Source organism: Pseudomonas sp. TE3552, assembly GCF_056278945.1.
This window is the reverse complement of sequence record NZ_JBWBQJ010000001.1, coordinates 6,218,131-6,244,333: the sequence shown is the minus strand read 5'-3', so window position 1 is coordinate 6,244,333 and position 26,203 is coordinate 6,218,131. Positions and strand designations below refer to the sequence as shown.

Annotated in this window: 22 protein-coding genes, 4 tRNA genes and 2 pseudogenes; 13 read left to right on the top strand and 15 right to left on the bottom strand. The window is 58.7% G+C overall.

The annotated features are described in order from the left end of the window. Nucleotides 1-60: 60 nt before the first annotated feature. Nucleotides 61-993: a LysR family transcriptional regulator gene (locus ACZ9BB_RS28365; protein WP_476218093.1), complete on the bottom strand. Its 933-nt coding sequence runs from the start codon at nucleotides 991-993 to the stop codon at nucleotides 61-63. 121 nt (nucleotides 994-1,114) lie between these two features. Between ACZ9BB_RS28365 and ACZ9BB_RS28360 the strand changes: the two genes are divergently transcribed. Then, nucleotides 1,115-1,357 carry a DUF2790 domain-containing protein gene (locus ACZ9BB_RS28360; RefSeq protein ID WP_454187823.1) on the top strand — a complete coding sequence of 81 codons (243 nt, stop codon included), beginning with the start codon at nucleotides 1,115-1,117 and terminating at the stop codon, nucleotides 1,355-1,357. 20 nt (nucleotides 1,358-1,377) lie between these two features. On the opposite strand, the gene ACZ9BB_RS28355 is transcribed toward ACZ9BB_RS28360, so the two are convergent. The 4 genes from ACZ9BB_RS28355 to ACZ9BB_RS28340 all read right to left on the bottom strand — a co-directional run bounded on the left by ACZ9BB_RS28355 (nucleotide 1,378) and on the right by ACZ9BB_RS28340 (nucleotide 6,086). Then, entirely contained in the window at nucleotides 1,378-1,827 is a 450-nt protein-coding gene (locus ACZ9BB_RS28355; protein WP_476218445.1) for a methyl-accepting chemotaxis protein, read from the bottom strand. A gap of 197 nt (nucleotides 1,828-2,024) precedes the next feature. Beyond that, nucleotides 2,025-3,293: an OprD family porin gene (locus tag ACZ9BB_RS28350; protein ID WP_476218091.1), complete on the bottom strand. Its 1,269-nt coding sequence runs from the start codon at nucleotides 3,291-3,293 to the stop codon at nucleotides 2,025-2,027. A 112-nt stretch (nucleotides 3,294-3,405) separates the two neighbouring features. Next, nucleotides 3,406-4,617, bottom strand: coding sequence for a benzoate/H(+) symporter BenE family transporter (locus tag ACZ9BB_RS28345; RefSeq protein ID WP_476218089.1), 1,212 nt, complete (start codon nucleotides 4,615-4,617; stop codon nucleotides 3,406-3,408). A gap of 125 nt (nucleotides 4,618-4,742) precedes the next feature. Beyond that, on the bottom strand, nucleotides 4,743-6,086 hold the full coding sequence (locus tag ACZ9BB_RS28340) for an aromatic acid/H+ symport family MFS transporter (RefSeq protein ID WP_476218087.1): 1,344 nt from the start codon (nucleotides 6,084-6,086) through the stop codon (nucleotides 4,743-4,745). A gap of 255 nt (nucleotides 6,087-6,341) precedes the next feature. On the opposite strand from ACZ9BB_RS28340, the gene ACZ9BB_RS28335 reads away from it, so the two are divergent. The 6 genes from ACZ9BB_RS28335 to ACZ9BB_RS28310 all read left to right on the top strand — a co-directional run bounded on the left by ACZ9BB_RS28335 (nucleotide 6,342) and on the right by ACZ9BB_RS28310 (nucleotide 11,050). Beyond that, nucleotides 6,342-7,445 (top strand): AI-2E family transporter, encoded by a 1,104-nt coding sequence (locus ACZ9BB_RS28335; RefSeq protein ID WP_476218085.1) that lies wholly within the window; start codon nucleotides 6,342-6,344, stop codon nucleotides 7,443-7,445. Between the two features lie 22 nt (nucleotides 7,446-7,467). Beyond that, nucleotides 7,468-7,917, top strand: a complete 450-nt coding sequence (locus ACZ9BB_RS28330; protein WP_476218084.1) for an ion channel — start codon at nucleotides 7,468-7,470, stop codon at nucleotides 7,915-7,917. Between the two features lie 87 nt (nucleotides 7,918-8,004). After that, nucleotides 8,005-8,631 carry a DUF1780 domain-containing protein gene (locus ACZ9BB_RS28325; RefSeq protein WP_476218082.1) on the top strand — a complete coding sequence of 209 codons (627 nt, stop codon included), beginning with the start codon at nucleotides 8,005-8,007 and terminating at the stop codon, nucleotides 8,629-8,631. A gap of 153 nt (nucleotides 8,632-8,784) precedes the next feature. Beyond that, nucleotides 8,785-8,958, top strand: a complete 174-nt coding sequence (locus ACZ9BB_RS28320) for a DUF3094 domain-containing protein (RefSeq protein WP_123497141.1) — start codon at nucleotides 8,785-8,787, stop codon at nucleotides 8,956-8,958. A gap of 60 nt (nucleotides 8,959-9,018) precedes the next feature. Further along, on the top strand, nucleotides 9,019-10,317 hold the full coding sequence (locus ACZ9BB_RS28315; RefSeq protein WP_476218080.1) for an NAD(P)/FAD-dependent oxidoreductase: 1,299 nt from the start codon (nucleotides 9,019-9,021) through the stop codon (nucleotides 10,315-10,317). Nucleotides 10,318-10,648: 331 nt separating this feature from the next. Beyond that, the gene (locus ACZ9BB_RS28310) at nucleotides 10,649-11,050 is read left to right on the top strand and encodes an HvfA family oxazolone/thioamide-modified RiPP metallophore (protein WP_476218078.1); all 402 of its coding nucleotides are present in this window, start codon (nucleotides 10,649-10,651) and stop codon (nucleotides 11,048-11,050) included. 61 nt (nucleotides 11,051-11,111) lie between these two features. On the opposite strand, the gene ACZ9BB_RS28305 is transcribed toward ACZ9BB_RS28310, so the two are convergent. The 9 genes and pseudogenes from ACZ9BB_RS28305 to rluD form a co-directional block, all read right to left on the bottom strand. Continuing rightward, nucleotides 11,112-11,975 (bottom strand): methyl-accepting chemotaxis protein, encoded by an 864-nt coding sequence (locus ACZ9BB_RS28305; RefSeq protein ID WP_476218443.1) that lies wholly within the window; start codon nucleotides 11,973-11,975, stop codon nucleotides 11,112-11,114. Next, a pseudogene (locus ACZ9BB_RS28300) lies at nucleotides 11,967-12,737 on the bottom strand (MCP four helix bundle domain-containing protein); the annotation flags it as partial. The pseudogene ACZ9BB_RS28300 and the gene ACZ9BB_RS28305, both read right to left, overlap by 9 nt. A gap of 148 nt (nucleotides 12,738-12,885) precedes the next feature. Continuing rightward, nucleotides 12,886-12,962: transfer RNA gene (locus tag ACZ9BB_RS28295), tRNA-Pro, on the bottom strand. Nucleotides 12,963-13,056: 94 nt separating this feature from the next. After that, nucleotides 13,057-13,132: transfer RNA gene (locus ACZ9BB_RS28290), tRNA-Lys, on the bottom strand. A 5-nt stretch (nucleotides 13,133-13,137) separates the two neighbouring features. Next, a tRNA-Pro gene (locus ACZ9BB_RS28285) sits at nucleotides 13,138-13,214 on the bottom strand. A gap of 9 nt (nucleotides 13,215-13,223) precedes the next feature. Next, nucleotides 13,224-13,299 (bottom strand) — tRNA-Asn (locus ACZ9BB_RS28280). A 298-nt stretch (nucleotides 13,300-13,597) separates the two neighbouring features. After that, entirely contained in the window at nucleotides 13,598-16,162 is a 2,565-nt protein-coding gene (gene clpB, locus ACZ9BB_RS28275; RefSeq protein WP_476218076.1) for an ATP-dependent chaperone ClpB, read from the bottom strand. A gap of 130 nt (nucleotides 16,163-16,292) precedes the next feature. After that, nucleotides 16,293-17,018 carry a peptidoglycan editing factor PgeF gene (pgeF, locus tag ACZ9BB_RS28270; RefSeq protein WP_476218074.1) on the bottom strand — a complete coding sequence of 242 codons (726 nt, stop codon included), beginning with the start codon at nucleotides 17,016-17,018 and terminating at the stop codon, nucleotides 16,293-16,295. Further along, complete coding sequence (gene rluD, locus ACZ9BB_RS28265; protein ID WP_007901932.1) at nucleotides 17,015-17,977, bottom strand: 23S rRNA pseudouridine(1911/1915/1917) synthase RluD; 963 nt, start codon at nucleotides 17,975-17,977, stop codon at nucleotides 17,015-17,017. Before rluD ends, pgeF begins: the two co-directional genes overlap by 4 nt. A 151-nt stretch (nucleotides 17,978-18,128) precedes the next feature. Between rluD and ACZ9BB_RS28260 the strand changes: the two genes are divergently transcribed. The 6 genes and pseudogenes from ACZ9BB_RS28260 to ACZ9BB_RS28235 all read left to right on the top strand — a co-directional run bounded on the left by ACZ9BB_RS28260 (nucleotide 18,129) and on the right by ACZ9BB_RS28235 (nucleotide 25,015). Then, nucleotides 18,129-19,145, top strand: a complete 1,017-nt coding sequence (locus tag ACZ9BB_RS28260; RefSeq protein WP_476218072.1) for an outer membrane protein assembly factor BamD — start codon at nucleotides 18,129-18,131, stop codon at nucleotides 19,143-19,145. Between the two features lie 308 nt (nucleotides 19,146-19,453). Continuing rightward, the gene (locus tag ACZ9BB_RS28255) at nucleotides 19,454-21,451 is read left to right on the top strand and encodes an S-type pyocin domain-containing protein (RefSeq protein ID WP_476218070.1); all 1,998 of its coding nucleotides are present in this window, start codon (nucleotides 19,454-19,456) and stop codon (nucleotides 21,449-21,451) included. Next, entirely contained in the window at nucleotides 21,441-21,701 is a 261-nt protein-coding gene (locus tag ACZ9BB_RS28250; RefSeq protein ID WP_476218068.1) for a bacteriocin immunity protein, read from the top strand. Before ACZ9BB_RS28255 ends, ACZ9BB_RS28250 begins: the two co-directional genes overlap by 11 nt. 156 nt (nucleotides 21,702-21,857) lie before the next feature. Continuing rightward, nucleotides 21,858-22,091: a PP0621 family protein gene (locus ACZ9BB_RS28245; RefSeq protein ID WP_476218066.1), complete on the top strand. Its 234-nt coding sequence runs from the start codon at nucleotides 21,858-21,860 to the stop codon at nucleotides 22,089-22,091. Continuing rightward, nucleotides 22,081-23,672 (top strand): annotated as a pseudogene (locus tag ACZ9BB_RS28240) (ATP-binding protein). Before ACZ9BB_RS28245 ends, ACZ9BB_RS28240 begins: the two are co-directional and overlap by 11 nt. 2 nt (nucleotides 23,673-23,674) lie before the next feature. Beyond that, the gene (locus tag ACZ9BB_RS28235) at nucleotides 23,675-25,015 is read left to right on the top strand and encodes a sigma-54-dependent transcriptional regulator (RefSeq protein WP_476218064.1); all 1,341 of its coding nucleotides are present in this window, start codon (nucleotides 23,675-23,677) and stop codon (nucleotides 25,013-25,015) included. 40 nt (nucleotides 25,016-25,055) lie between these two features. Here the strand turns inward: ACZ9BB_RS28235 and thiO are convergent, their stop codons facing one another. Continuing rightward, complete coding sequence (gene thiO, locus ACZ9BB_RS28230) at nucleotides 25,056-26,156, bottom strand: glycine oxidase ThiO (protein ID WP_476218062.1); 1,101 nt, start codon at nucleotides 26,154-26,156, stop codon at nucleotides 25,056-25,058. Nucleotides 26,157-26,203: the final 47 nt, after the last annotated feature.

The window sequence follows — 26,203 nt, the reverse complement described above, 5'->3', positions numbered from 1 at the left end:
TTGACTTGCCGAAAGAGAACAGGCCCTCAGTCTACACCGCCCTTTGCACGCCCTTCGACGTCAGGCCCAATGCCGTGGATCGTTCATCACCGCGTCATGTTCGGCGAACAGCTTGGGCAATTCGACCTTGAGAAAGGCCACCCAGGTCCGGACCTTGGCATCGAGAAAACGCCGCGACGGATACAATGCGTACACATTGCGTTGACGGGGGCGCCACGCCGGCAGCAGGCGCAGTAACGTGCCGTCGCTCAACGGGCGCGTGGCGGTATAGAACGGAATCAGGCTGATCCCCATGCCGGCCTCTGACGCCTTGACCATTGACTCGGCGACGTTGCATTGAAAGGTCTTGGCCGGGTGGACGGCATGCTCCCCATGGTCGTCCTTGAACACCCATTGATCGCTGTACAACGGGTCGATCATGCGCAAGCACCGATGATCGTTCAGTGCCAGTGGCGTGTCCGGTACGCCCCGGCGTTGCAGGTACTCCGGCGAGGCGCAGGGCACGCTGTAAATCTGCCCGATGGCATGGGCGACCAATTGCGAGTCGGCCAGTTCATGGGCAATCGAAATCACCACGTCGTGCCGGTCCTCCCACGGATCTGGATTACGTTGCGACAGGGTCAGCTCGAACACCACATCAGGGTAAATCTCGCTGTAGCGGGCGATCAACGGCGTGATCAACACGCCCAGGCCATTCATGCTGTGCACCCGCAATCGTCCACTGGGTTTGAGATGGGCGCCGCGGGCCTCTGCCGTTGCCTCCTCCATTTCTTCGAGTATTTGCCGGCTGCGCAGCAAGAACCGTTCCCCGGCCTCGGTCAGGCTCAACCTGCGTGTGGTGCGTTGCAGCAAGCGAGCTTGCACATGCTCCTCCAGATCCGCCACCAATCGCGACACTTGCGCGGTCGACAGGTCCAACGCATCGGCGGCGGCGGTAAAACTTGCGCTGTCCACCACGCGGACGAACACCCGCAAGTTATTGAGCAGATCCATAAGCCCTCCAGGGGCGGTGACTGTTACGTTTCATGTAAGGCAGCATCAGGCGTTGGCCCCTTTATCGGTCGCGGGCAAGGCCTAGAATTGAGCCATCGGAATCAACACGGAGTACGGAAAAATGAAAACCCTGATCAGCCTGTTTCTGACCCTCGCCGCCACCTCGGCCCTGGCCGCCGGCAACGCGCCAGCCGCCACCTCGTACAACCCGGCGCAGCCGCTGGACATCGCTAAGGTGGTTTCAGTGACGAACACCGCAACCGCTTGCGGGGTTGTGCCAGCGACCATGGAGTATGTCGATCATCAAGGCCAGACCCATCGTGTGACCTACGAGGTCATGGGTGATTGCACCAGCAACCTGTAATCACTGGCACACCGCGCGACTCACTCGATCATCCGTTTCGCCCGTAAGGCCAGGTCATGTAAACCGGCCAGCCGCGCCATGATGCGCTCGACCACTTCCACCCTGGCCACCGCACCGCTTTGCAGCTCGCCCATCGAGTGCAACGCTACCTGGGCTTTTTCCAGACCTAGGCGGGTTGAACCAGACAACTGCTGCAGCCCCTGGCGTGCGTTTTCAGCGGACTGCTCCAGCCCCGTCGCGATTTGCCTGATCTGTGCACTGGAGTCCGCCGCCTGACGCGAAAGGTTGCGCACCTCATCCGCCACCACCGCAAACCCGCGGCCGTGACTACCCGCCCGCGCGGCTTCAATGGCGGCATTCAACGCCAACAGGTTAGTCTGACGGGAAATATCCTGGATGCTGCCGACGATCGAGCCAATCCGAAACGATTGACGGCCGAGCTCGTCGAACACTTGATCCAGACGCTGCATGTAGAGGTTCAGATCATCCAGCACACTAGCCGACGACTGCATGCTCAGCGTACTGGCCTTCACCCGTTCGCCTGCCGCGCGCGCCAGCTGATTGGCGAAGCGCATGTCTTCCTCGGTTTGCAGCACGGACTCGGTCAGCTTCTCCAGCGTCACGGACACAGCACCGAATGGATGCGGTCGTTGTGCTTGTTCAGTACTCATAACAGCTTCCACGTGTAGCTGAGGATCAGGCGGTTTTCGTCGATATCACTGCGGTAGTTGGAGCGCGCCATAACATTACGCACGCGGATCCCGAGGCCTTTGAGACTGCCACTCTGCAGCACATAACCGAGGTCCAGATCACGTTCGCGGTCCTTGCCTTCAAACCCCTTGCCGGTGTCGACATTGTTGCCGCTGATGTAACGCACGGTGCTGGTCAAGCCTGGCATGCCGAGGGCCGCGAAATCGTAGTCGTAACGCGCCTGCCAGGAACGCTCATCGGTGTAGGCGAACTCGTAGGTCGGCACTTCGTTGCCCAGCGGTGAGATATTGGCAAACACTCGCGGGAACGCGCTGTCGCCGAACATGCCCTGATAGCCGACATAAAACGTGTGGCCGCCACGCTTGGCCGACAGCAAGGAGAAGAACGCCTGGTTGTCGATGTTGCCCAGCAGCTTTTTGCCGTCTTCGCGCGAGTCGTAGTAACCGAGGTTGGCACCCAAGGTCCAGTCGCCCATCGGCTGGCTGTGCTTGAGGCCAAGGAAGCGCTGGTTGTAGATATCTTCCAGTTGCCCATACCAGGCGCTGACCGAGCTGCGCTTGTCATTGAAGGAATAATCAGCGCCGGCAAAGTTGAAGCCGTCACTACTGACCTGACGCTGCGGCACATGACCGAGCATGGCTTGCATTTTTTCGTCGCCGGCCTCGTTGCGCAGGCTGGTCGAACTCAAGTGGCCACCCTGCAAAGTCAGGCCATTGATCTCATTGGAGCTGATGCTTGCGCCCTGATAGCTGGGCGGCAGCAGGCGGATATCGCTGAAGGCCAGCACCGGCAGGTTGGGTTGCAACTCCCCCACCTTCAACTCGGTCTTGGAGTAACGCATCTTCAGTGCACCTTCCAGTCGGCTGTAATTATCCGCCGCACGCCCATCATCGTGCACCGGCAGCAAACCGGTATTGACCCGGTCCGGGCTGCTGTCGAGTTTGAGGCCGAGCAGGCCGATGACATCCACACCAAAACCAACGGGGCCTTGGGTGTACCCCGATTTGACGTTGAGGATGAAGCCCTGCGCCCACTCTTCGGCCTTCGACTGCCGGTTGGCCCCGACGATGTCGGAAAAGTCCCGGCTGAAATAGTAATTGCGCGCTTGCAAGGTGGCCGTGGTGTCTTCGATGAAGCCGCCCTCGGCGGCTATCACGCCGCTGGAAAAGCCCGAGACTACAGCCAGGGACAGCACTGAACTGGTTGTTGAAAGAATCTGTTTCATCGCATTTCTCTTATTGTTATTGATCGACAGGTTGAAGTGCTCCACCCGCAGCTAACTCACTGCGGGGGATAGTGAAAACGGATAAGGATTCGGGGTGCGATCGCCGACGAAGTCAGCGCCCAGCCTCCTGTGCAGGGGTTGCCTGAACCACAGGCGCGGGACGCCGGGCACTCAACAGCAGGTGCGTGACCATGCCGAAAATCAGCCCCCAAAAAGCGGCGGACAAACCAAACAACGACATGCCCGAAGCGGTGGTGAGAAAGGTCACCAGTGCGGCTTCGCGATCACTCGGCACCGCCATTGCGCCGGCCAGCGCCCCGCCTATCGCGGCGAACAGCGCCAGCCCGGCCAGGGCCGCAATCAGTTCCTTGGGGAACGCCGAAAACAACGAAACCAGCGTGGCACCGAAGATCCCCAGCACCAGGTAGCACAACCCGCCCACGACCCCGGCGACATAGCGTTTGCCCGGGTCTTCATGGGCCTCGCGGCCGGTACAAATGGCCGCGGTAATCGCCGCCAGATTCAGCCCGTGACAACCGAACGGTGCCAACAGCGCAGTGCCCAACGCACTGTTGGCAATGATCGGGCCAGCCGGCGTTGAGTAACCGCTGGCGCGCAGCACCGCCATGCCGGGAACAAACTGGCCGGTCAGCGCCACCATCACCAGCGGCAAGGAGACATTCAGGATTGCACTCAGGCTGAACGCGGGGGTGATCCATACCGGCGTGGCCAAACCGATCACCAGCGCTTCGCGGTGCAAATCACCGCTGAGTAACGCAATCGAACAGCCCACCAGCAGCACCATCAACACCGCATAACGCGGCATCACCCGCTTGCAGACCAGGTAGGTGACGAACATCGCCAGTACCAGCAACGGTTTGCCTTGCAACGAGACGAACAACCCGGTGCCGAAGCTGAACAGAATCCCCGCCAGCATCGCCGCCGCAATCGCCGCGGGCAATTTGCCGATGATCCGGTCAAACGCCCCCGACACACCGACCAGAAAGATAATCAGACTGCTGACCAGATAAGCACCCACTGCCTCCGGCATGGAGATCCCCGGCAACAGGGCCACCAGCAGCGCCGAGCCCGGTGCCGACCACGCGATGATCACCGGGACGCGGTAGCGCAGGCTCAAACCGATGCCGAGCACGGCGCTGCCGATGGAAATCGCCCAGACCCAGGACGACAACACTTCCCGCGAGAGGTGCGCGGTCTCGGCGGCCTGAAAAATGATCACCAAGGGCCCGGCGTAGGAAATCACCGTGGCGATGAATCCGGCGACTGCGGCCGACAGGGAAAAGTCCTGGAATAACGCTTTCATGGAACCTCGCCGCAAGACTCGTCAGGCGATCCGTGGCACAGGGCCCGGCCGCTCTTGTTCGGAAAAAATCGTGTGGGTGACCAGGCAAGGCGACACGGCATGACGCCGCGCCGCCACTGCCTGGTTTAAGCGCTGGTCGGCGCCAGTGTCTGGGCAGCACCTTTGGCGCTGCGCTGACTGCTGATGGCGAACACGGTCATGGCAAGGGCGGCCACTGCGCCTGGCAAGGCAAACGCCATGAAGTTCAGTTGTAGCGGCAGGCTGATCCCCAGCAAGACACCACCCAAGAGCGGACCGACGATGGCGCCGTTGCGGCCGATGCCCGACGCCCAGCCCAGACCGGTGGAGCGAATGGTCATGGAATAGAACTGCGCGGCGCAGGCGTATAACAGAATCTGTGAGCCGATGGTGGTGGCGCCGGCAACGGCGATCAGCAGGTACAACACCGGCATCGGGCTGTTGAAGCCAAGCAAAGTGATCGATACGGCAGCAATGATGAAGAACACCGCCAACACGCGAGGCAGGTTGAGCTTGTCACCCAGTACCCCACCGCCGACTGCGCCGAAAATGGCACCGAAGTTGAGTACCAGCAGGAACGACAGACTCGAGCCCAGGCTGTAACCGGCGTTGGCCATCAGTTTCGGCAGCCAGGAACTCAAGGCGTAGACCATCAGCAAGCAGCAGAAAAATGCCAGCCACAGCATCAGCGTGCGCAGCGCACGGCCCTCGCGGAACAGTTGCAACACCGGGGTGCCAGTGCCCTTCACTTCGCTCATGTGCAATTGATCGCCGGCGTGTGCGATGTAAGCCGGGTCAACCCGTTCCAGGATGTTGCGCGCCTCGTCATCGCGCCCCTGACGCAGCATGAAACCCACCGACTCGGGCAGGAAGTACATGATCAATGGCAACAACAGCAACGGCAGCAACGCCACGTAAAACACCGACTGCCAGCCAAAACTCGGGATCAGCACGATGCCGAGCCCCGCCGAGAGCATGCCGCCCACCGAGTAGCCGCTGAACATGATCGCCACCAGCGTGCTGCGGATTTTCTTTGGCGCGTACTCATTCATCAGCGCCACAACATTGGGCATCACCCCGCCAATCCCCAGGCCGGCAATGAACCGGCAGAGACCGAACTCGGTGGGGTTACGGGCAAAACCATTGAGCACGGTAAAACCGCTGAAAAGCATCACGCACAGGGTGATGGCTTTTTTGCGACCGATCTTGTCCGACAGCGGGCCGAAAAACAGCGCGCCGAACATCATCCCGAACAACGCATAACTTCCCAGCGCCCCGGCTTGCAGGGGACTGAGCCCCCACTCTTTCATCAGCATCGGCAACACCACGCCGTAGATCACCAAATCGTAACCGTCGAAAATAATGATCAGGGCACACCAGAACAGCACCATCCAGTGAAAGCGATTGAATCGTGCATTGTCGATAACCTCATGTACGTTGATCTTGCGCATGGCATCTATCTCTTGTTGTTGTTTTTTTAAGAGTCGGTAAAGCGGCTTACGTCCGTACAGCCGAGGGTAGAGACGCCGGGTACCAGGCAATATCCGCTTTGCGCAGATCGCTATCCGTTTTGTGCAGTGCCCTGAACAAAGGCAAACCGGCCATTGCGGGCAGTCGCGAGCGCGGCCGAACACGTGATTGTCAGCACGTCTATGCTGGACGTACCCGGCTCATGTCTTTGCTCCTATCTACAGGAGGAAATATCAATGATTCCCACGTCCATTTCCGAGAAGGTTTTTTCCCGAGGTCTGCTCGATGTATTGATTCGTGCCGGAGTGATTGCCGTTCTGGTGATGTTCTGCTTTCAGATATTCAGCCCATTCCTCCATCTGATGCTGTGGTCGCTGATCCTGGCAATCACCCTCTACCCATTGCAAATCAGGTTCAAAGGCATGCTGGGGAATAAGGATGGGATCACGGCGACGCTGATCGTGTTGATCGCCATCGGTATCCTTATGGTGCCTGTCTATTTGTTGGGAACCTCGCTTGCAGATTCCTTGGAGCGGGCGATGAGTACGGTCAAAAGTGACAGCTTCCAAATTCCCCCTCCGTCCGATGCGATTGCCGGTTGGCCGATCGTGGGGAAACCTCTTCATGGCTTATGGATGCAAGCCGTCACCAACCTGCCAGATCTGATGCACAAGTTCTTACCGCAAATCAAAGGCGTCAGCCTCGCCCTGCTGAGCAAGCTTGCGGGTGTCGGCATGGGGCTCCTTTTATTCATTGCTGCCCTGATTATTGCCGGTATTTTTTTAGCCTATGGCGAAAGTGGCCACCGTAGCGCAGTGCAGATCGTTTCGCGTTTCTGTGGTCCAGCCAAAGGGCCAAAAATCGCCGATCTGTGCACCGCTACCATCCGTGCAGTGGCATTGGGGGTGGTCGGCATCGCCTTCATCCAGATGTTACTGGTGGGCATCGGCTTTGTGTTCATGGGCGTCCCCGGCGCAGGTCTGCTCGCCTTGGCGGTACTGCTTCTGGGCATCATGCAATTACCGGCCACCCTGATTACCCTTCCGGTCATCGCCTTTGTTTTCGCGAATGAAGGTGCCAGTACGGCGACCATTGCGTTTGCAATCTATGTTTTCATCGCAGGATTGGTCGATAACGTCCTCAAACCGTTGCTGCTGGGTCGTGGTGTCGATGTGCCGATGCCTGTGGTGCTGATCGGTGCTTTGGGAGGTATGGTCACGAGCGGCATCCTCGGTTTGTTTATCGGCCCGGTGATACTTGCGGTCGGCTATCGGCTGTTCTGGCAATGGGTGGAGGATCAAGCACAAGAACCCGGGCCCGACAACCAGGGACAGACCTGACACCGATGCCGAGGATATTCCCATGCTATTGAATCTGCTGGCCGGCCTCCCCGTGATGCTGTTTTGCCTGCTACTGCAAGCTGTTTTCGTGACCATATGCCTGCGTCATTACGTGCATTTCAGACATGTCCAGCCAGATCGTGAATCGCAATGGTTGAATATTTCATTGTTATCGATGGTGATGCTGCTGATGTTGCTCGGTAATTTCGTGCAAATCGCCATCTGGGCCGCGCTGTTCATGCTGCTCGGTGAATTCGACGCGTTTGCCACCGCGCTGTATCACTCAGCGGTCAACTTCGCCACGCTGGGCTACGGCGATATCGTCATGTCCTCGCGCTGGCGTATGCTTGGCCCATTGGAGGCAGCCAATGGCATCCTGATGTTCGGTGTCTCCACCTCGGTGATGACCGCAGCGGTAATGGATGTCATAAAGCACAATTTAGACCAGCTACAGCCGCGTGAACGCCCATAGGCATGCCAGGGAAAAGCGGGGGAAGCTTTCCCCTCTCCTGAAGGATTTTATTTATTCAGGTCACATTTGAACGCTAAGCTTGGGCCTATGGATGACTCAGATTATTTACGCCTGCTGACCATTGCGGCCGAGCAAGCCAACACGTTCCTCTCCAATGCCCGCAAATGGGAGCGTGAGCGTTGGGTTTGCCAGCGCCTGCTGCAGGGTCTGAACATTCCCTATCGCGCCGACGAATTCGCCCCCGCCGGGGAACCGCCGGACGTGCTGTTCCGTGAGGCGAATTTCGAGGTGTTCTTCGTACTCGACGAGGGCCGGCGCCTCAACGATGAATGGCGCGACGAGCTGCAACGTCGGCGCAGCGCGTTTTCCCTGAGCCAGTTGGTGCGCCGTGAGGCCAAGCCCCGACGCATCCCGGCCAATGAATTTCTGTTGAGACTGGCGCCGACCTTGCGCAAAAAAGCGCATAACTACAAAGAGCGCGGCATGGACCTGGGGGAGCTGGACATCATCGCCTTCGCCAGCCTCAAGCGCGAAGTGCTGGACCTCAACAGCCACTTTCCACCACCGACCGAATACCTGCGCCAGGGCTGGCGCTCGTTGTCGTTGGTCGGCCCGACCTTCGCCCGAGTGTTATTCGCGCACCCGGAGGCCCCGGATTTCCTGCGCAGCAACCTGGGTCGCAGCATCGTCTTCGATGTCGGGATCAGCCTGTGAGTCCGTTGCAGGAGTGGGTCGCCGAGTGTTACAAAGTCGAGTCCTTTGCCATTCCAGCCAGCGACTATGCTCCGTTCCACACCGGATAATTCGCAACATCGCTGCGCGCTGTAGCGTCTACACATTCAGCAACGTCTACCTGACGAGGCCTTTATGACCAGCCGCCTGAACCCCGACGACCAGAAGCATGTCGAAGAGTACCTGAACCTGTCCCAGCACCAAGTCGAGCGCCGGCCCTTCCGGCCGTGGATGCTCCTGGTGGTGGTGTTGGCAGTGACCATGGGTTTAGGCCTGTTGAGCCGACTTATCAGTTATCTGACGCTATGAGCAGCATTGCGCTCGCTCGGGTAATTGCACCGATTTCTTTTAGCCTTGCGAGATATCCCCATGACTCATCGTATTGTCATCGTTGGCGGCGGCGCCGGCGGTCTGGAGTTGGCTACCCGTCTGGGTAAGACTCTGGGCAAGCGCGGCACGGCCAGCGTGATGCTGGTCGACGCGAACCTGACCCACATCTGGAAGCCGTTGTTGCACGAAGTGGCGGCAGGTTCCCTGAACTCTTCCGAAGACGAACTCAACTATGTTGCCCAGGCAAAATGGAATCACTTCGAGTTCCAGCTGGGGCGCATGAGCGGGCTCGATCGTACGCAGAAAAGAATCCAGTTGGCCGCCACCTATGACGAGGCCGGTCTGGAACTGGTACCGGCGCGTGAAGTGCCTTACGACTCGTTGGTGATTGCCGTCGGCAGTACCACTAACGACTTCGGCACCCAGGGCGCTGCGCAGCATTGTCTGTTCCTCGACACCCGTAAACAGGCCGAGCGCTTCCATCAGCAACTGCTCAATCACTACCTGCGCGCCCACGCCGGGCAAACCGACACGGTGCAGCAGATCAGCGTGGCCATCGTCGGCGCCGGCGCCACCGGGGTCGAACTGGCCGCGGAGCTGCACAACGCCGCCCATGAACTGGCGGCTTACGGCCTGGACCGGATCAAGCCGGAAAACATGCATATCACCCTGATCGAAGCCGGGCCACGGGTATTGCCGGCCCTGCCGGAGCGCATCGGCGGGCCTGTGCATAAAACCCTGGAGAAACTCGGGGTCAACGTCATGACCAATGCCGCGGTCAGTGAAGTGACCGCAGACAGCCTGATTACCGCCGACGGTCATGTGATCAAGGCCAGCCTGAAAGTCTGGGCCGCCGGGATTCGTGCGCCGGGTTTCCTCAAGGACATCGATGGCCTGGAAACTAACCGCATCAATCAGCTGCACGTGCTGCCGACCCTGCAAACCACCCGAGACGAGAACATTTTCGCCTTCGGTGACTGCGCGGCCTGCCCACAACCGGGCACCGAACGCAATGTGCCACCACGCGCCCAGGCGGCGCACCAGCAGGCTTCGTTGCTGGCCAAATCGCTGAAACTGCGGATCGAAGGCAAAACACTGCCGGAGTACAAGTACACCGACTACGGCTCGCTGATCTCGCTGTCACGTTTTTCGGCTGTGGGTAACTTGATGGGCAACCTCACCGGCAGCGTGATGCTCGAGGGCTGGCTGGCGCGGATGTTTTATGTGTCGCTGTATCGCATGCACCAGATGGCATTGTATGGCGCGTTCCGCACGGCGATGTTAATGCTGGGCAGCAAGATCGGCCGCGGGACTGAGCCGCGGCTGAAACTGCATTAAGATCTTCAGCGTCAATTAGGGCCTCTTCGCGGGCAAGCCTCGCTCAGGTTATACGTCGGACATAAATTCCATGGCCGACTCAAATCCCGAGCGAGGCTTGCCCGCGAATGGAGCACCGCGATCCAGCTTTCGAGCACTTGTGTGTCTCACTGTATCCCTCCTCCCGATTCTATCCCTTCGCTTACAAACTCCCTCCTTCGCGACACAGTAGCGATACACCACACCCGCTAAATGACCACACCCGAGCAAGGCAGCGTCTGCTTCGGTCATCGCCGCGCTCACGTGGCGTCCTTTATCGAACGGTTGTGTCGCGCAACCCAGGAGATTTGTAATGTCCCGTACCACTACTCTCAGCAAAAACACCATTGGCCTGCTTGGCGCTGTCCTGGCCGGCGGCATGACGTTGTCCGGCTCCGTGTTCGCCTCGCAACCTCTGACTCAGGGCTACCTGCTTGCGTCGGCGGAACAGGTCGTGAAAACGCCTGAAGGCAAATGCGGTGAAGGCAAGTGTGGCGATGCTTCGATGGCCAAGACCGACACCGATGGTGATGGCCAGGTATCCCGGGCGGAGTTCTTGAAAGTGGCACCCAAGGCCGACTTCGACAAGATCGACACCAACCACGATGGTCAGATCTCGGAGCAAGAGGCGTTCGATAACGTGAAAGCCAACTACGAAGCCAATGGCAAAAAAATGCCAAAGGGCTTGTTCGAGCACCTGAAAGACAATAGCTAAGCCTCGCAAGACCAGGCCCTGCTTCTCCGTCGAGAAGCGGGGCTTTTTTCATCTGGCGGATTTACACCTGAAACCGCTGGACCATGGTCCGCAACGAATTGGCCAATTGCGACAGCTCATGGCTCGAGGCGCTGGTCTGGTCAGCGCCGGCGGCGGAGCGCACCGACAAATCGCGAATGTTCACCAGGTTGCGATCGACCTCACGGGCCACTTGCGCCTGTTCCTCGGCGGCGCTGGCGATCACCAGATTGCGTTCGTGGATCTGGTGAACCGAAGCGGTGATGGTCTGCAACGCTTCACCCGCACGCTCGGCCAAGGCAAGCGTGCTGGCCGCCCGCGAGGAGCTGGCTTGCATGGAATCCAGCGCCTGGGTTGAGCCAGTGCGCATACCCTGAACCATTTGTTCGATTTCCTGAGTCGATTGTTGCGTGCGGTAAGCCAAGGCGCGCACTTCGTCGGCGACCACCGCGAAACCTCGACCGCTTTCGCCGGCGCGGGCCGCTTCGATGGCCGCGTTGAGGGCCAGCAGGTTGGTCTGTTCGGCAATGGCACGAATCACATCCAGTACTTTGCCGATGTCCTGGGACTGGTTGGCCAGCGATTGCACCAACCCGCCCGTCGTCTGCACGTCGCTGGCGAGGGCGCTAATGGCATTGACGGTTTCGCTGACCCGCTCCTGGCCAACGTGTGCCGACTCACTGGATTGGCGTGTGGCGTCGGAGGTAGAAACCGCATTGCGCGCGACTTCCTCCACCGCCGTGGTCATTTCGGTGACAGCTGTCGCGGCTTGTTCAATTTCGTTGTTCTGCTGTTGCAGGTTCTGAGTGCTGTCGAGCGTGACCGCGTTCAATTCATCGGCCGCCGTCGCCAATTGCGCCGCCGAACCGCTGATACCCTGCAAAGTTTCACGCAGGTTGTGCTGCATGGTCGCCAGCGCCTTGAGCAAGCGGCTCACTTCATCGTTACCATGGGTTTCGATGGAGCGAGTCAGATCGCCTCGCGCTACGCTTTGCGCGGCATTCAAGGCCTCTCCCAAAGGTTTGACGATGCTGCGGGTCAGCAGCATTGCAAGGCCGATCGTGGCCAACGCCGCGAGGGCAATGAACAGGCTGACGATCATCCGGGAGTTGGCATAGTGCTCTTGGGATTTCTGGCTTTCGGCAGCCACTTGCCGGGTGAACAGTTCCGCCAGATCGTTGAGCTGTTTGCCCGAACCATCGACAACGGTCTTCATGTCGACCAGCAGCAGTTTGCTGAGTTCGTCACGGCGCCCCTGCTCCGCCAGCGTGAACGATTGGGCGATGCCCGATCGGTAAGCGGCAAAGGTTTTCTTGAACTGGTCATACAACTCCCGACCTTCGGGCGTGGTGACCAGCTTGTCATAGCTGGCAATCCTGTCGCTCAGCTCCTTGTCGCGGGTGTCCATCTGACTGCGGTACTGAGGGATGTTCTTCGGGTCCTGATCCAGGGCCATGCGCAGCGAAATGGTACGGATGCGCAGCATCAGCTCACGGATCTCGTCACCGCCGCGAATGCTCGGCAGCCATTGGCTCTCCACCGCCACCTCACTGTCGCGAATACTCGACATCTGCCCCAGTGCAAATATTCCGAGTAACGCCACCAGTACCGCAATCATGGCAAAACCCAGCGCGGCGCGAGGGGCAATATTCAGCTGACGAAGAAACATAACGAGCGCCTTTGTTTTTATTGGCTGGAGTGGAGGCCCTGTGTGCCCCGTTAGCTCGTTATCGGCAAGTTGTACGATGACTTGAAGCGATCTGTTTTTTCGCAGACAAAAAAAATCCCCGTATCTTTCGATACGAGGATTTTTAATATGGTCGGGGTAAGGGGATTCGAACTCCTGACATCCTGCTCCCAAAGCAGGCGCGCTACCGGACTGCGCTATACCCCGGTAAAAAAGGCACCCGTTTAAAGGCGCCTTCTGCGAACAGAGCTTTTGGCGTCTGATCTTAAGATTCGATTCCAGCGTTAACCGGTTTCAAAAATGGTGGGTCGTGTGGGATTCGAACCTACGACCAATTGGTTAAAAGCCAACTGCTCTACCAACTGAGCTAACGACCCAAAAATGGTCGGGGTAAGGGGATTCGAACTCCTGACATCCTGCTCCCAAAGCAGGCGCGCTACCGGACTGCGCTATACCCCGGTTTGAAATTGGCTCCGTGACCAGGACTCGAACCTGGGACCCAATGATTAACAGTCATTTGCTCTACCGACTGAGCTATCACGGAACTACATATTTCAATTTACAACTGTGAAGCTTGCTTCACCTCTTCGACCCGTTCGCATCGCTGCGTTCGTGTGTCTGAGGCGCGCTATTCTACAATCTTAAGCACCTCTGTCAACCCCCTAAATTGCTTTCAAGTTAATGATTTGCAACTTATTTCAGATTCCTGCTTGGGGAGCAGAAACCCCTCGGGGTGACTTACTGCGGGGCGCACTTTACAAGCCTTTTCCTTTGAGTTCAACAGCCTAACGAAAAAAAGGCCTCGCAATGCGAGGCCTCTTTCAATTTGCTGCCGCCGGGAATCAGACGAAGACGATTTCGTCGTTTTCCACGGTGCCCTTGGCAGTCTCGCCAGGCATGTATCGACCCGACAGAATCAGCTGTGCCAACGGGTTCTCGATCCAGCGCTGAATCGCCCGTTTGAGCGGCCGTGCGCCATAGACCGGGTCGTAACCGACGGCGATCAACTTATCCATCGCTTCCGGGCTCAGCTCAAGCTTGAGCTCGCGCTCGGTCAGGCGGCTACGCAGGCGACCCAACTGGATCTCGGTAATGCCGGCGATCTGATCACGAGCCAATGGCTCGAAGATCACCACTTCGTCGACCCGGTTGATGAACTCCGGACGGAAGTGCGTGGAAATCGCATCCATCACCGCCGCACGCTGCGCTTCGCGATCCCCTACCAGCTCCTGGATCTGCACCGAACCCAGGTTGGAGGTCATGACGATCACAGTATTTTTGAAATCCACTGTGCGGCCATGGCTATCGGTCAAACGGCCATCTTCAAGCACTTGCAGCAAGATGTTGAACACGTCCGGGTGGGCCTTCTCGACCTCATCCAGCAGGATCACCGAGTAAGGCTTGCGACGCACCGCCTCGGTCAGGTAACCGCCCTCCTCATAGCCCACGTAGCCTGGTGGCGCGCCGATCAGACGAGCCACGGAATGCTTCTCCATGAACTCGGACATGTCGATCCGCACCATCGCCTCTTCAGTATCAAAGAGGAACTCGGCCAGCGCCTTGCACAGCTCGGTTTTACCGACACCGGTCGGGCCGAGGAACATGAAAGAGCCGCTCGGGCGATTCGGATCGGACAACCCGGCACGGGAACGCCGCACCGCGTTAGAGACGGCGATCACCGCTTCGTCCTGACCGATCACACGCTGGTGCAGCAGGCTTTCCATCTTCATCAGTTTTTCGCGCTCGCCCTCGAGCATTTTCGCCACGGGGATGCCGGTCCACTTCGACACGACTTCAGCGATCTCTTCTTCTGTCACCTTGCTGCGCAACAACTGGTTTTCGCTCTTGCCGTGCTGGTCGACCATTTGCAGGCTGCGCTCCAGGTCCGGGATCACTCCGTATTGCAGCTCGGCCATGCGGTTCAGGTCGCCTTTACGGCGTGCGGCTTCCAGTTCCTGACGGGACTGTTCGATTTTCTGCTGGATCTGCGCCGAACCATGGACTTCGGCTTTTTCCGAGTTCCAGATTTCCTCCAGATCCGAATACTCACGCTCGTGACGGGCGATTTCTTCCTGCAGTTTTTCCAGACGTTTCTTCGCCGCGTCGTCGCTTTCTTTCTTCAGCGCCTGGGATTCCACCTTCAGCTGAATCAGGCGACGTTCCAGACGGTCCAGCACTTCTGGCTTGGAATCGATCTCCATGCGGATGCGGCTGGCTGCTTCGTCGATCAGGTCGATGGCTTTGTCCGGCAACTGACGGTCGGTGATGTAGCGATGACTGAGCTTGGCCGCGGCGATGATTGCGCCGTCGGTGATCGCCACCTTGTGGTGAACCTCATAACGCTCTTTCAGGCCACGCAGAATGGCGATGGTGTCTTCTTCGCTCGGCTCGTCCACCAACACTTTCTGGAAGCGCCGTTCGAGGGCCGCGTCCTTCTCTATATATTGGCGATACTCGTTGAGCGTCGTCGCACCCACACAATGCAGCTCACCGCGAGCCAATGCCGGTTTGAGCATGTTGCCGGCGTCCATCGAGCCTTCGCCCTTGCCGGCACCGACCATGGTGTGCAATTCGTCGATGAACAGAATGATCTGCCCTTCCTGCTTCGACAGTTCGTTGAGCAGGGATTTGAGGCGTTCTTCGAACTCGCCCCGGTATTTGGCACCAGCAATCAGTGCCCCCATGTCCAGGGACAACAGGCGTTTGCCTCTCAGACCATCCGGCACTTCACCGTTAATGATGCGCTGAGCCAGGCCTTCGGCGATGGCGGTCTTACCCACGCCAGGCTCACCAATCAGCACCGGGTTGTTCTTGGTACGGCGCTGCAGGACCTGAATGGTGCGGCGAATTTCATCGTCACGGCCGATCACCGGATCGAGCTTGCCTTCTTCGGCGCGTTTGGTCAGGTCGATGGTGTATTTGTCGAGCGCCTGACGCGACTCTTCGTGGTTGGCGTCATTGACGGCCTCACCGCCGCGCAGATTGTTGATCGCATTTTCCAGGGCTTTCTTGCTCACGCCCTGGCCGAGCAGCAACTTGCCCAGCTTGCTGTTCTCGTCCATGGCGGCGAGCAGCACCAGTTCGCTGGAGATGAATTGGTCGCCCTTCTGCTGGGCCAGGCGATCGGCCTGGTTGAGCAGACGCGCCAGATCCTGCGACATGTTCACGTCGCCGGTCGGATTCTGGATTTTCGGCAACTGATCGAGCGCTTTGGTCAGCTCTTTGCGCAAGCTGTTGACGTCGAAACCCACTTGCATCAACAGGGGTTTGATCGAACCACCCTGTTGTTCAAGCATGGCCTGCATCAAATGCGCCGGCTCAATGGCCGGATGATCGAGGCCGACAGCCAGGGATTGGGCGTCGGACAAGGCTAACTGCAACTTGCTGGTTAAACGGTCTATACGCATGGGGTCACCTTCCTTTTGAGCAGGCCGGACCTATAAACATCCCGAATGAAGAAACCTGCCAGATACCGCTATAGATGTGGTCGATTCTGGAAGATTCAAGCGGCGTACAGTTGATGCAGATCAGAGAAGTCTAGAGTTCGAGCCAGATGAGGGAGGCAAACCGGCCGGTGCGTGAGCTGCGGCGGTAAGAAAAGAAACGTGGATCGGTCACCGTGCAGAAACCACCGCCATACACAGCGGTGACACCACGAGCGGCCAGACGCAAACGCGCCAGCTCATAAATGTCGGCCATGAACTTGCCAGCATTCTGGCTCGGTATAAAGGCTTTATCGGCTTCGGGCAATTGCCGGACGAAGGTTTCGCGCACTTCGGGGCCGACTTCAAAGGCTTGTGGGCCAATGGCCGGGCCGAGCCAGACCAGCACTTCGGCGGGTGGCACAGCCAGATTGTCGAGGGTTGCTTCCAGCACGCCCGCCGCCAATCCACGCCAGCCGGCATGGGCCGCCGCTACGCGAGTGCCGGCACGGTCGCAAAACAGCGCTGGCAGGCAATCGGCGGTCATCGCCGCGCAGGCAATACCGGGGGTTGCCGTCCAACTGGCGTCGGCAGTGACTACCCGGCCTGGGTCAGCATGAGCGACGGCAATGCCGTGAACCTGCTGTAACCAGGCCGGTTGAATCGAGAAATGATCGGTGAGGCGACGGCGGTTTTCGGCGACGGCTTCAGGGCTGTCGTCAACATGATCGCCCAGGTTGAGGCTGTCGAACGGCGCCAGACTGACGCCGCCCGCACGGGTGGTAACGCAGGCTTTCACCCCAGCAGGCGCAGGCCAGTCGGGAATCAGCCAGTCACTCATCCGATGAACGCCTCGCGGTCTTGCTTGAGCAGCGACAGCAACCAGACGAAGTCGTCCGGCAGCGGTGATTCCCAGCTCATGCGTTTACCGGTGGTCGGATGATCCAGCTCCAGGAATCGCGCATGCAGCGCCTGACGCGGGAAATTCTTCAGGGATTCGACCATGGTCACACTGGCAGCCGGCGGAATACGGAAGCGACCGCCGTAGGCAGGGTCTCCGACCAACGGGTAGTTGATGTGCGCCATGTGCACACGAATCTGGTGCGTACGACCGGTTTCCAGCTTCACCCGCACGTGAGTGTGGGAGCGGAAACGCTCAAGTACACGGTAATGGCTGACGGCTTGCTTGCCACCTTCCATCACAGCCATGCGCTGGCGTTGCTGGCCGTGACGACCGATCGGCGCGTTGATCTTGCCGCCGGCCGTCACCACACCAATCACGATGCATTCGTAGATCCGGCTGACACTGCGGCTCTGCAATTGCGTGACCAGCTGTGTCTGCGCCTGAATGGTCTTGGCCACCACCATCAGACCGGTGGTGTCCTTGTCCAGGCGATGCACGATACCGGCGCGGGGCACATTGATGATGTCCGGCACGTGGTGCAGCAAGGCGTTGAGCAAGGTACCGTCGGCGTGACCGGCGGCCGGATGCACCACCAGGCCCGCAGGCTTGTTGATCACCAGGATGTCGTCATCTTCATAGACGATGTCCAGCTCGATGTCTTGAGCGATCCATTCGCCCTGAGCTTCCTGCTCGGCAGTCAACTCAAGGATGGCGCCACCATGAACGATGTCTCGCGGGCGGATAACCGCCCCATCCACAGTCAGGCGGCCGTCTTTGATCCAGGCGGAAAGGCGCGAGCGCGAGTGCTCAGCGAATAATTGTGCGGCGACTTGATCGAGGCGTTGGCCGCCCAATTCGGACGGCACCTCTGCGCGAAGTTCAATTTTATCGGACATGCTCAGACTAGGCGTCGGCACAGCCTTTGGTTTCGGCTGCGCGCTTGTGGTTAAATACGGCGTCTTTTGCCCCGAGGCTTTTCAACGGGGCACTCATCATAACAGGACGGCCCCGCCCAAGACAGCGGCCGTCATAGGGACGCAAGCCGCCATGCAAGTGAAACACCTGCTGCTGATCGCCATCCTCGCATTGACCGCTGCTTGCTCATCGAAGGAAGTCGTAGACGAAAACCTGAGCGAAGTCGAGCTGTACCAGCAGGCTCAGCACGATCTGGACAACAATAGCTACACCGCCGCCACAGCCAAGCTGAAGGCCCTGGAGTCGCGTTATCCGTTCGGTCGCTACGCCGATCAGGCTCAACTCGAGCTCATCTACGCCAACTACAAGAACTCCGAGCCTGAGGCTGCGAAATCCGCCGCCGAGCGCTTCATTCGTCTGCACCCGCAGCACCCGAACGTCGATTACGCCTACTACCTCAAGGGCCTGACCTCTTTTGACCAGGACGTCGGCCTGCTGGCGCGCTTCCTGCCGCTGGACATGACCAAGCGTGACCCGGGCGCCGCTCGCGACTCCTACAACGAGTTCGCCCAGCTGACCAGCCGCTACCCGAACAGCCGCTACGCACCGGACGCCAAGCAGCGCATGATTTACCTGCGCAACCTGCTGGCGGCCTACGAAATCCACGTTGCCGACTACTACCTGACCCGTCAGGCCTACGTTGCCGCCGCCAACCGTGGCCGTTATGTAGTGGAAAACTTCCAGGAAACCCCATCGGTCGGTGACGGCCTGGCGGTGATGACCGAAGCCTACCAGCGTCTGCACCTGGACGAACTGGCCGCGACCAGCCTCGAAACCCTGAAACTCAACTACCCGAACCACCCGAGCCTGGTGGACGGTCAGTTCGTGCCATCGGTAGCCGAAGCCGACAACCGTTCGTGGTTGAGCAAGGCCACCCTGGGCCTGATCGAATCCCGTCCGCCGCTGCCGCCGGGTGAAACCCGCGCCAACCAGGACGTGCAGAAGCAGTTCCAGGACGCCAAGGACGCGATCCCGAACGAGCTCAAGCCTAAAGATGAACACGGCGATGTGATCGAAGAACCGGAACCCGAGTCCAGCAACACCGACCGTTCCTGGTTCAGTCACATGACCTTCGGCCTGTTCGACTGATCGCGCTGAGTGAGAAAAAGGGAGATCTTCGGATCTCCCTTTTTTGTGGGCGTTTTCCAATCGATTAGCCCTCCTTTCCTTGCCAATCCATGACAGCGTTTTCCCTGCATAACCTGGGAAAACTCCCTTTATCGAAAAGAATCTACCTGCCTTATTCCCGCCTCGTGGAAAACGCCCTCCTCCAGTATATGAAACGCCTTACACCACTCTCGGACTCATACCGGACGGGTGTGCTGTAACGTTATATGGCGCAACACAACTGATCGTTTGAAGCTCTTTTAACAACGCACATTCAAAAGGATATGAATATGCAAAAACCACCCGTATTTGAATTGACCGAGGCTGTACATACCACAGCCATAGCCCCTCCCGGCATCAGCCCTGCTCCCGCAACTTCAATACACCTCCCTCCCTCCGGCCAGTTCGCACCTCAACAGATTCTCTCGCAAAGCATCAACAAAATTGCGGAGGCGGTTAAAGAAGTTGAACAGGAGTATCACGCTCAATCCGCTCATCTGTCGCAAACTCTTGAGCACGAACTGGCTGCTACCAGACTGGAAGGTTCGACTGCCCCGGTTCCTCCTGTTGACGCAATCATTCGGGAGTTGGGCGTACGCAATACGCTACTCATACGCAAGTCCGCCGAGCTCCAGCAGAAAACCGCGCTCGCCAATATGTTTTACGGGGCAGACCCTCTCGGCAGGCCATTGAAGGAGTTCTACGTGAGGGCCTTGATGTCGCAGCGGCATTTTGGTCCCGACAGCGTAGTGATTCAGGCTGGGCTTGCTTCGTACAAAGCAGCCTACGAGGCACGACTGCTTACCCAAACTATCCAGATGCTGAATCAACAGCAGGTCACGGTGCTCAACTGGCTGGCTGCGGTACAAGTGCAGAATCAGGCAGAACGAGAAGCGCAACGCTTGGCCGCTGAGGCAGCACGTAAAGCCAGGGAAGCACAGATAGAAGCGCAGCGATTAGCCGCTGAAGCCGTGCGCAAAGCCAAAGAGGCGAAAGAGCGTGAACAGGCAAAGGAGAAGAGACGTGCAGAAGCGGAGGCGCGGCTCAAGAGCCTCGACGATTTCTTCGCCGCCATGGATGCAGCCAAAGCCAGTCGCCCATTCCCCATTTCGGGATCGGCAGTGGCAAGCAGCCCCGTATTTACTCTGACTGCCGGCCGTCTCGCCACCAACCCGGCCACTACCTTGGCTATCAGGGCGGCGCTACAGAGCGCTGTCGCAACCGTCAGTGCGGTGGGCGCCGCATCGGCAAGCGCAGTATTGGTCGGGTTCGCGGCGCTGCTGTTTCCTTCGTCATTGGGTAACAGTGACCGGCACGAAATGCTCCTCCCGCCGACGTCGGATCTGGTCCCCGACAACCTGCACAAATGGAGCCTCACGGTCGAGTCATACAATTCTGACGATCAGCATGCATTGAGCGTTCCGCTCTCGGATCTCGCGCCCGACACACTTTCTGACCTGCATGCCATTGCCTTGGTCAATGGGGATGTCGAACTGCCGGTCGCGATGGGAACGCGAACTGTAGGCAACACCACCGAGTTCTTTGTTGCGGCAGCCAATAGTGTGGCAGTGCCCTCCCGGGTGCCAGTGCGCCTTGCCACTTTCGACCCGGCGCTGAATGTTTACCGATCGTGGGATCCGGATGCCCCATCCATTGGCATGACATGGATTCCGATAGTCAAGCCGGCCGGCTCGTCAACTTCCCTCCCTGCAAGTGAACCCAATGTAGCCATTTACAACGGTACAACTGTCACTGCTCTGAAAGGTCGGATCGACAGTTTCCCCGAGCTGGATCTCATCAGCTTCGGTGGCTTCATCACGGTATTCCCGATTGAGTCGGGTATGCCACCTGTTTACACGATGTTCAGGGATCGGCGGAATGAACCCGGTGTTGTCAGTGGTACCGGACAGTCGGTTTCAGGAAATTGGTTGGGGGCAGCTTCGACTCCGGAAGGTGCACCAATACCTGCAAACATTGCCGATAAACTTCAAGGGAGGGAGTTCTTGAACTTTAATGCGTTCCGCAGAGTTTTCTGGAAGACGGTAGCAAATGAGCAACTCCTGATGGATCAGTTCAGCCAACTTAACAAAATTGATATGAGAGATGGTTTATCGCCAAGTGCAATCCCCTCAGAGCAAGTGGGTGGACGGAAAAAGTATGAGATTCACCATATCAAGCCAATCAGTGAAGGAGGCTCGGTCTACGATATAAATAATCTTCGCGTGCTAACACCAAAACAACACATCGAAACCCACTCTAAGAAAGGAGAAATACGATATGAACCTTAAAGACAAATTTGAAGAATACACAGAATCCGAATATGTGAGCCTGATAAATCGCTTATTCCAAGGAGGATTTTCTTCGGAGGAGGAGCATGACGCCATTGTTGACAACATCGTATCCACTTCAGAACACCCAAACGGCACAGGAGTGTTGTACTACCCGGAAGAAGGCGTTGAAGACAGCCCCGCTGGCGTATTAAAAGCCATTAAAGCCTGGCGAGCATCCAACGGAAAACCAGGCTTCAAACCCGAGTGACCCAAAAGGGTTGATAACGCGTCAAGTCACCCCTGAAGCCTCGCGTAAGGCAGCTGCTTTTGCAGCTGCCTTTTTTATTGCCGCGCTTTATTTAGGCTGTGCGCCTGCCATGTCCTTGGCTAAACTGCCAATTCACTCGTCAAAAAGCAGCTCACCATGCTTCGTTTATTGTTCTGGATCGCCCTGATTGCCGCTGCGGTATGGTTCTGGCGCAAGTTCAAGGGCCCGACCTCGGGCGCCAATACACCGCGCGAGCAAGATGCCCCGCCCATGGTCCGCTGTGCTCATTGTGGCGTGCACCTGCCCCGCGACCGCGCGCTGAGGCTTCAACAGCAGTGGTATTGCAGCCAGGCTCACCTTGAGCAAGGCCCTGGCTCCAGTGATCGCTGAGACCTCCAGTCCCGGCAACAAACAGGCCCAGCGACTGCTGCGTCTTTATCACCTCTACCGCTTAAGCATCGGCATCACCCTGGTGCTGTTGATCTCCAGCAACATGGATAACCGGTTGCTGAGGTTCGCCGATGACGACCTGCTGCGCAATGGCAGCTGGTTGTACCTGGTGCTGAATATCCTGCTGGTGGTCTTTCTGGAGAACACCCGGCGCCCGGCGCAATTGTTTGGCCCCTGGCGCTGGTCGATGTCCTGCTGTTGTGCGGCCTGTTCTACGCCGCGGGGGGAGTGCCCAGCGCTATAGGCAACTTGCTGATCGTGTCGGTGGCCATCAGCAATACCCTGCTGCGCGAGCGAGTCGGCTTGCTGATCGCAGCAATCGGCGCCCTTGGCATTGTGGGTTTGAGCTTCCTGCTGAGCTTCAGCCACCCCACCACCCCCAGCGATTACCTGCAAGTCGGCACCCTCGGCGCCCTGTGTTTTGCCGCGGCATTGCTGGTGCAAGGCTTGATTCGACGACTGGAAGTCAGCGAAACCCTGGCCGAGCAGCGGGCCAGCGAAGTGCTCGGCCTCGAAGCACTCAACGCACTGATCCTGCAACGCATGCGCACGGGCATTCTGGTACTCGACGACCAGCGACGGGTACAACTGGCCAACCACAGCGCCTTGACCTTGCTGGGGCAGGAAAAACTGGAGGGCCAGTTGATCGACGATCATTCGATGCCGTTGGTCGAACGACTCCAACTGTGGTGCAACAATCCGACTTTACGCCCGCAAAGCCTGAAAATCGCCAGCAATGGGCTAGAACTGCAACCGAGCTTCATTGCCCTGGACCAAAGCCCGCATCACCAGACGCTGGTCTTTCTCGAAGACCTTGCCCAAATCGCCCAACAGGCCCAGCAACTGAAACTTGCCGCCCTCGGTCGCCTGACCGCCGGTATTGCCCATGAGATCCGCAATCCACTGGGCGCCATCAGTCATGCCGCGCAGTTACTGCACGAATCCGAGGAACTGAACGGCGCGGATCGGCGTCTGACACAGATTATTCAAGACCACTCTCAGCGAATGAATCGAGTAATCGAAAACGTCCTGCAACTGTCCCGCCGCCAGCAAACCGTGCCGCAACGGCTTGATTTGCGACCGTGGCTGGAACACTTCGTCGCCGAAACCCGCGAAGGGATGACCGAACGTCAACAGATTCACCTGCACATCGGGTCGGGAGACTTCAAAACCCTGATGGATCCGAATCAGCTGACCCAGGTTCTCGATAATCTGTTGCGCAATGCCTGGCGCCATAGCGCCCTGAAGCACGATCAGGCGCAGGCCTGGCTCGAGCTGTTTGTCGACCCGGACAGCCTGTTGCCGACCCTTGAAGTCCTTGACGATGGCCCCGGCGTGGCACCGGACCAGCGCACGCACTTGTTCGAACCGTTCTTCACCACCGGCAGCCAGGGTACTGGCCTGGGGCTTTATCTGTCCCGTGAGCTGTGCGAAAGCAATCAAGCCCGCCTAGACTTCATATCACGCCAAGGCGGCGGCTGCTTTCGCATCACCTTTGCTCACGGACGGAAACAAAGTTGAACATGAGCCCACGGCAAAAAATCCTGATCGTTGACGACGAGCCGGATATCCGCGAACTCCTGGAAATCACCCTGGGACGGATGAAACTCGACACCTTCAGCGCGCGCAACCTCGCAGAAGCGCAGGCGCTGCTGGCTCGGGATACCTTCGACCTGTGCCTGACCGACATGCGCCTGCCCGACGGCACCGGTCTGGCGCTGGTGCAGCATATCCAGCAGCGCTATGCACAAGTGCCGGTGGCGATGATCACCGCCTACGGGAGCCTGGAGACGGCAATCAATGCCCTCAAGGCCGGGGCCTTTGACTTCCTGACCAAACCGGTCGACCTCACTCGCCTGCGCGAACTGGTCATCAGCGCCCTGAGTTTGCCGGCGCCTGGCGGCGCCAGCAGTGCCATCGACCGTCGGCTGCTGGGCGACTCACTGCCGATGCGCAGTCTGCGCAAACAGATCGATAAACTGGCCCGCAGCCAGGCTCCGGTGTACATCAGCGGCGAGTCCGGCAGCGGCAAGGAGTTGGTCGCCCGACTGATCCACGACCAAGGCCCGCGTGCCAGCCGACCGTTCGTGCCGGTGAACTGCGGGGCGATTCCGTCGGAATTGATGGAAAGTGAATTTTTCGGCCATCGCAAGGGCAGTTTCAGCGGCGCCATCGAAGACAAACCCGGGCTGTTCCAGGCCGCCAATGGCGGTACGTTGTTCCTCGACGAAGTGGCTGACCTGCCGCTGGCGATGCAGGTCAAACTGCTGCGGGCGATTCAGGAAAAAGCCGTTCGCAGCATCGGTGGGCAACAGGAAACCGTGGTTGATGTGCGCATCCTCTGCGCCACCCACAAAGACCTCAATGCCGAAGTTGCCGCCGAACGCTTTCGCCAGGACTTGTACTACCGTCTGAACGTGATCGAGCTACGGGTGCCGCCCTTGCGCGAACGCCGCGACGACATTGAATTGCTGGCCAGCCACGTACTCAAGCGGCTGGCGGCTGGCACTGGCCAACCCGTCGCATCACTCCACCCCCAAGCCATCGATGCTCTGAAAAGCTATCGATTTCCAGGCAATGTACGGGAATTGGAGAACATGCTGGAGCGGGCTCACACCCTGTGCGAGAACAAACAGATCGAAGCCGGCGACCTGCGACTGGCCGAAGGCAACTGTAATCCGGACAGTAGCATGCCGGACCTGACACAGATCGACAATCTGGAAGCCTATCTGGAAAACATCGAACGCAAACTCATCCTCCAGGCCCTGGAAGAAACCCGCTGGAACCGCACAGCAGCGGCCCAGCGATTGAATCTGTCATTTCGGTCGATGCGTTACCGGCTCAAGAAATTGGGCCTGGATTGAGGGCCCCTTCGCGATCCGACCGACAACAAAGATCATACGGTCAAATACGCCCGGTCGGCGCGTACGGTGCAGGATCGATAATCGGCGCCCGCCCCAGCATCACATCTGCAAACAACTGACAGGAGGCCGGTGCCAGCACCAACCCGTTGCGGTAGTGCCCGCAGTTGAGCCAGAGCCCGTCAAATCCCGGTACCCGACCGATATAGGGAATGCCTTCCGGCGACCCAGGACGTAATCCGGCCCAATGCCCCACCACCTCGGCATCCGCCAGCGCAGGAATCAACTCCACCGCCGAGGCCTTCAGGCTTTCCAGTGCCGTGTCGGTCGGCGTCTTGTCGAAGCCTTCATGCTCAAGCGTACTGCCGACCAGAATGTGCCCGTCGCGCCGAGGAATGGCATAACGCCCCTTGGCCAGCACCATGCTCGGAAGGAAGTCCGCCGCGCACTTGTAGAGAATCATCTGGCCTTTGACCGGTTCGACCGGCAGCTCCAGGCCCAGCCTTTTCAACAAGTCACCGCTCCAGGCCCCAGCCGTCAGAACCACCTCATCACCCGCAATGGCACCCACCGAGGTCTGTACCCCGAGCACTGCGGCCCCTTCACGGATAAATCCGCTGACCTCGCATTGCTCATGAATTGTCACATTCGGCAGCGCCAGCAACGCTGCCTTCAGGGATTTCACCAGCCGCGGGTTACGCACATTGGCCACATCGGCCATGTAGATCGCCCGTGAAAAACCGGCTCCCAATACCGGCACCGCATCGTGTACCGCCGAGATATCCACAGCCCGTAGCGGACGTTTTTCCCGTTCGGCCCAGGCGAGCGCTTCGGCCTCATCGTCCAGGTCCAGCCAGTACAATCCGGTGGTATGCACTTCAGGATCGACACCGGTGGCGGCGAACAGGCGCTCCGCCAGCTGTGGATAAAAATCCTGGGACCAATGAGCCAACGCAGTGACCGCCGGGCTGTAGCGCCACGGGTAGAGCGGCGAGACAATCCCGCCGCCGGCCCAGGATGACTCCTGACCGACATTCGAGCGGTCCAGCAGCACAACGCTCTGCACTTCGGACGCGAGATTGAACGCCGTCAGCAGGCCAATCACCCCGCCGCCGACAATCACCACTTGCTGTTGCCTGCTCATGTTCTGATCCAACCGTTAGATAGACAGAGGCGCAATGGGCGCCCGAA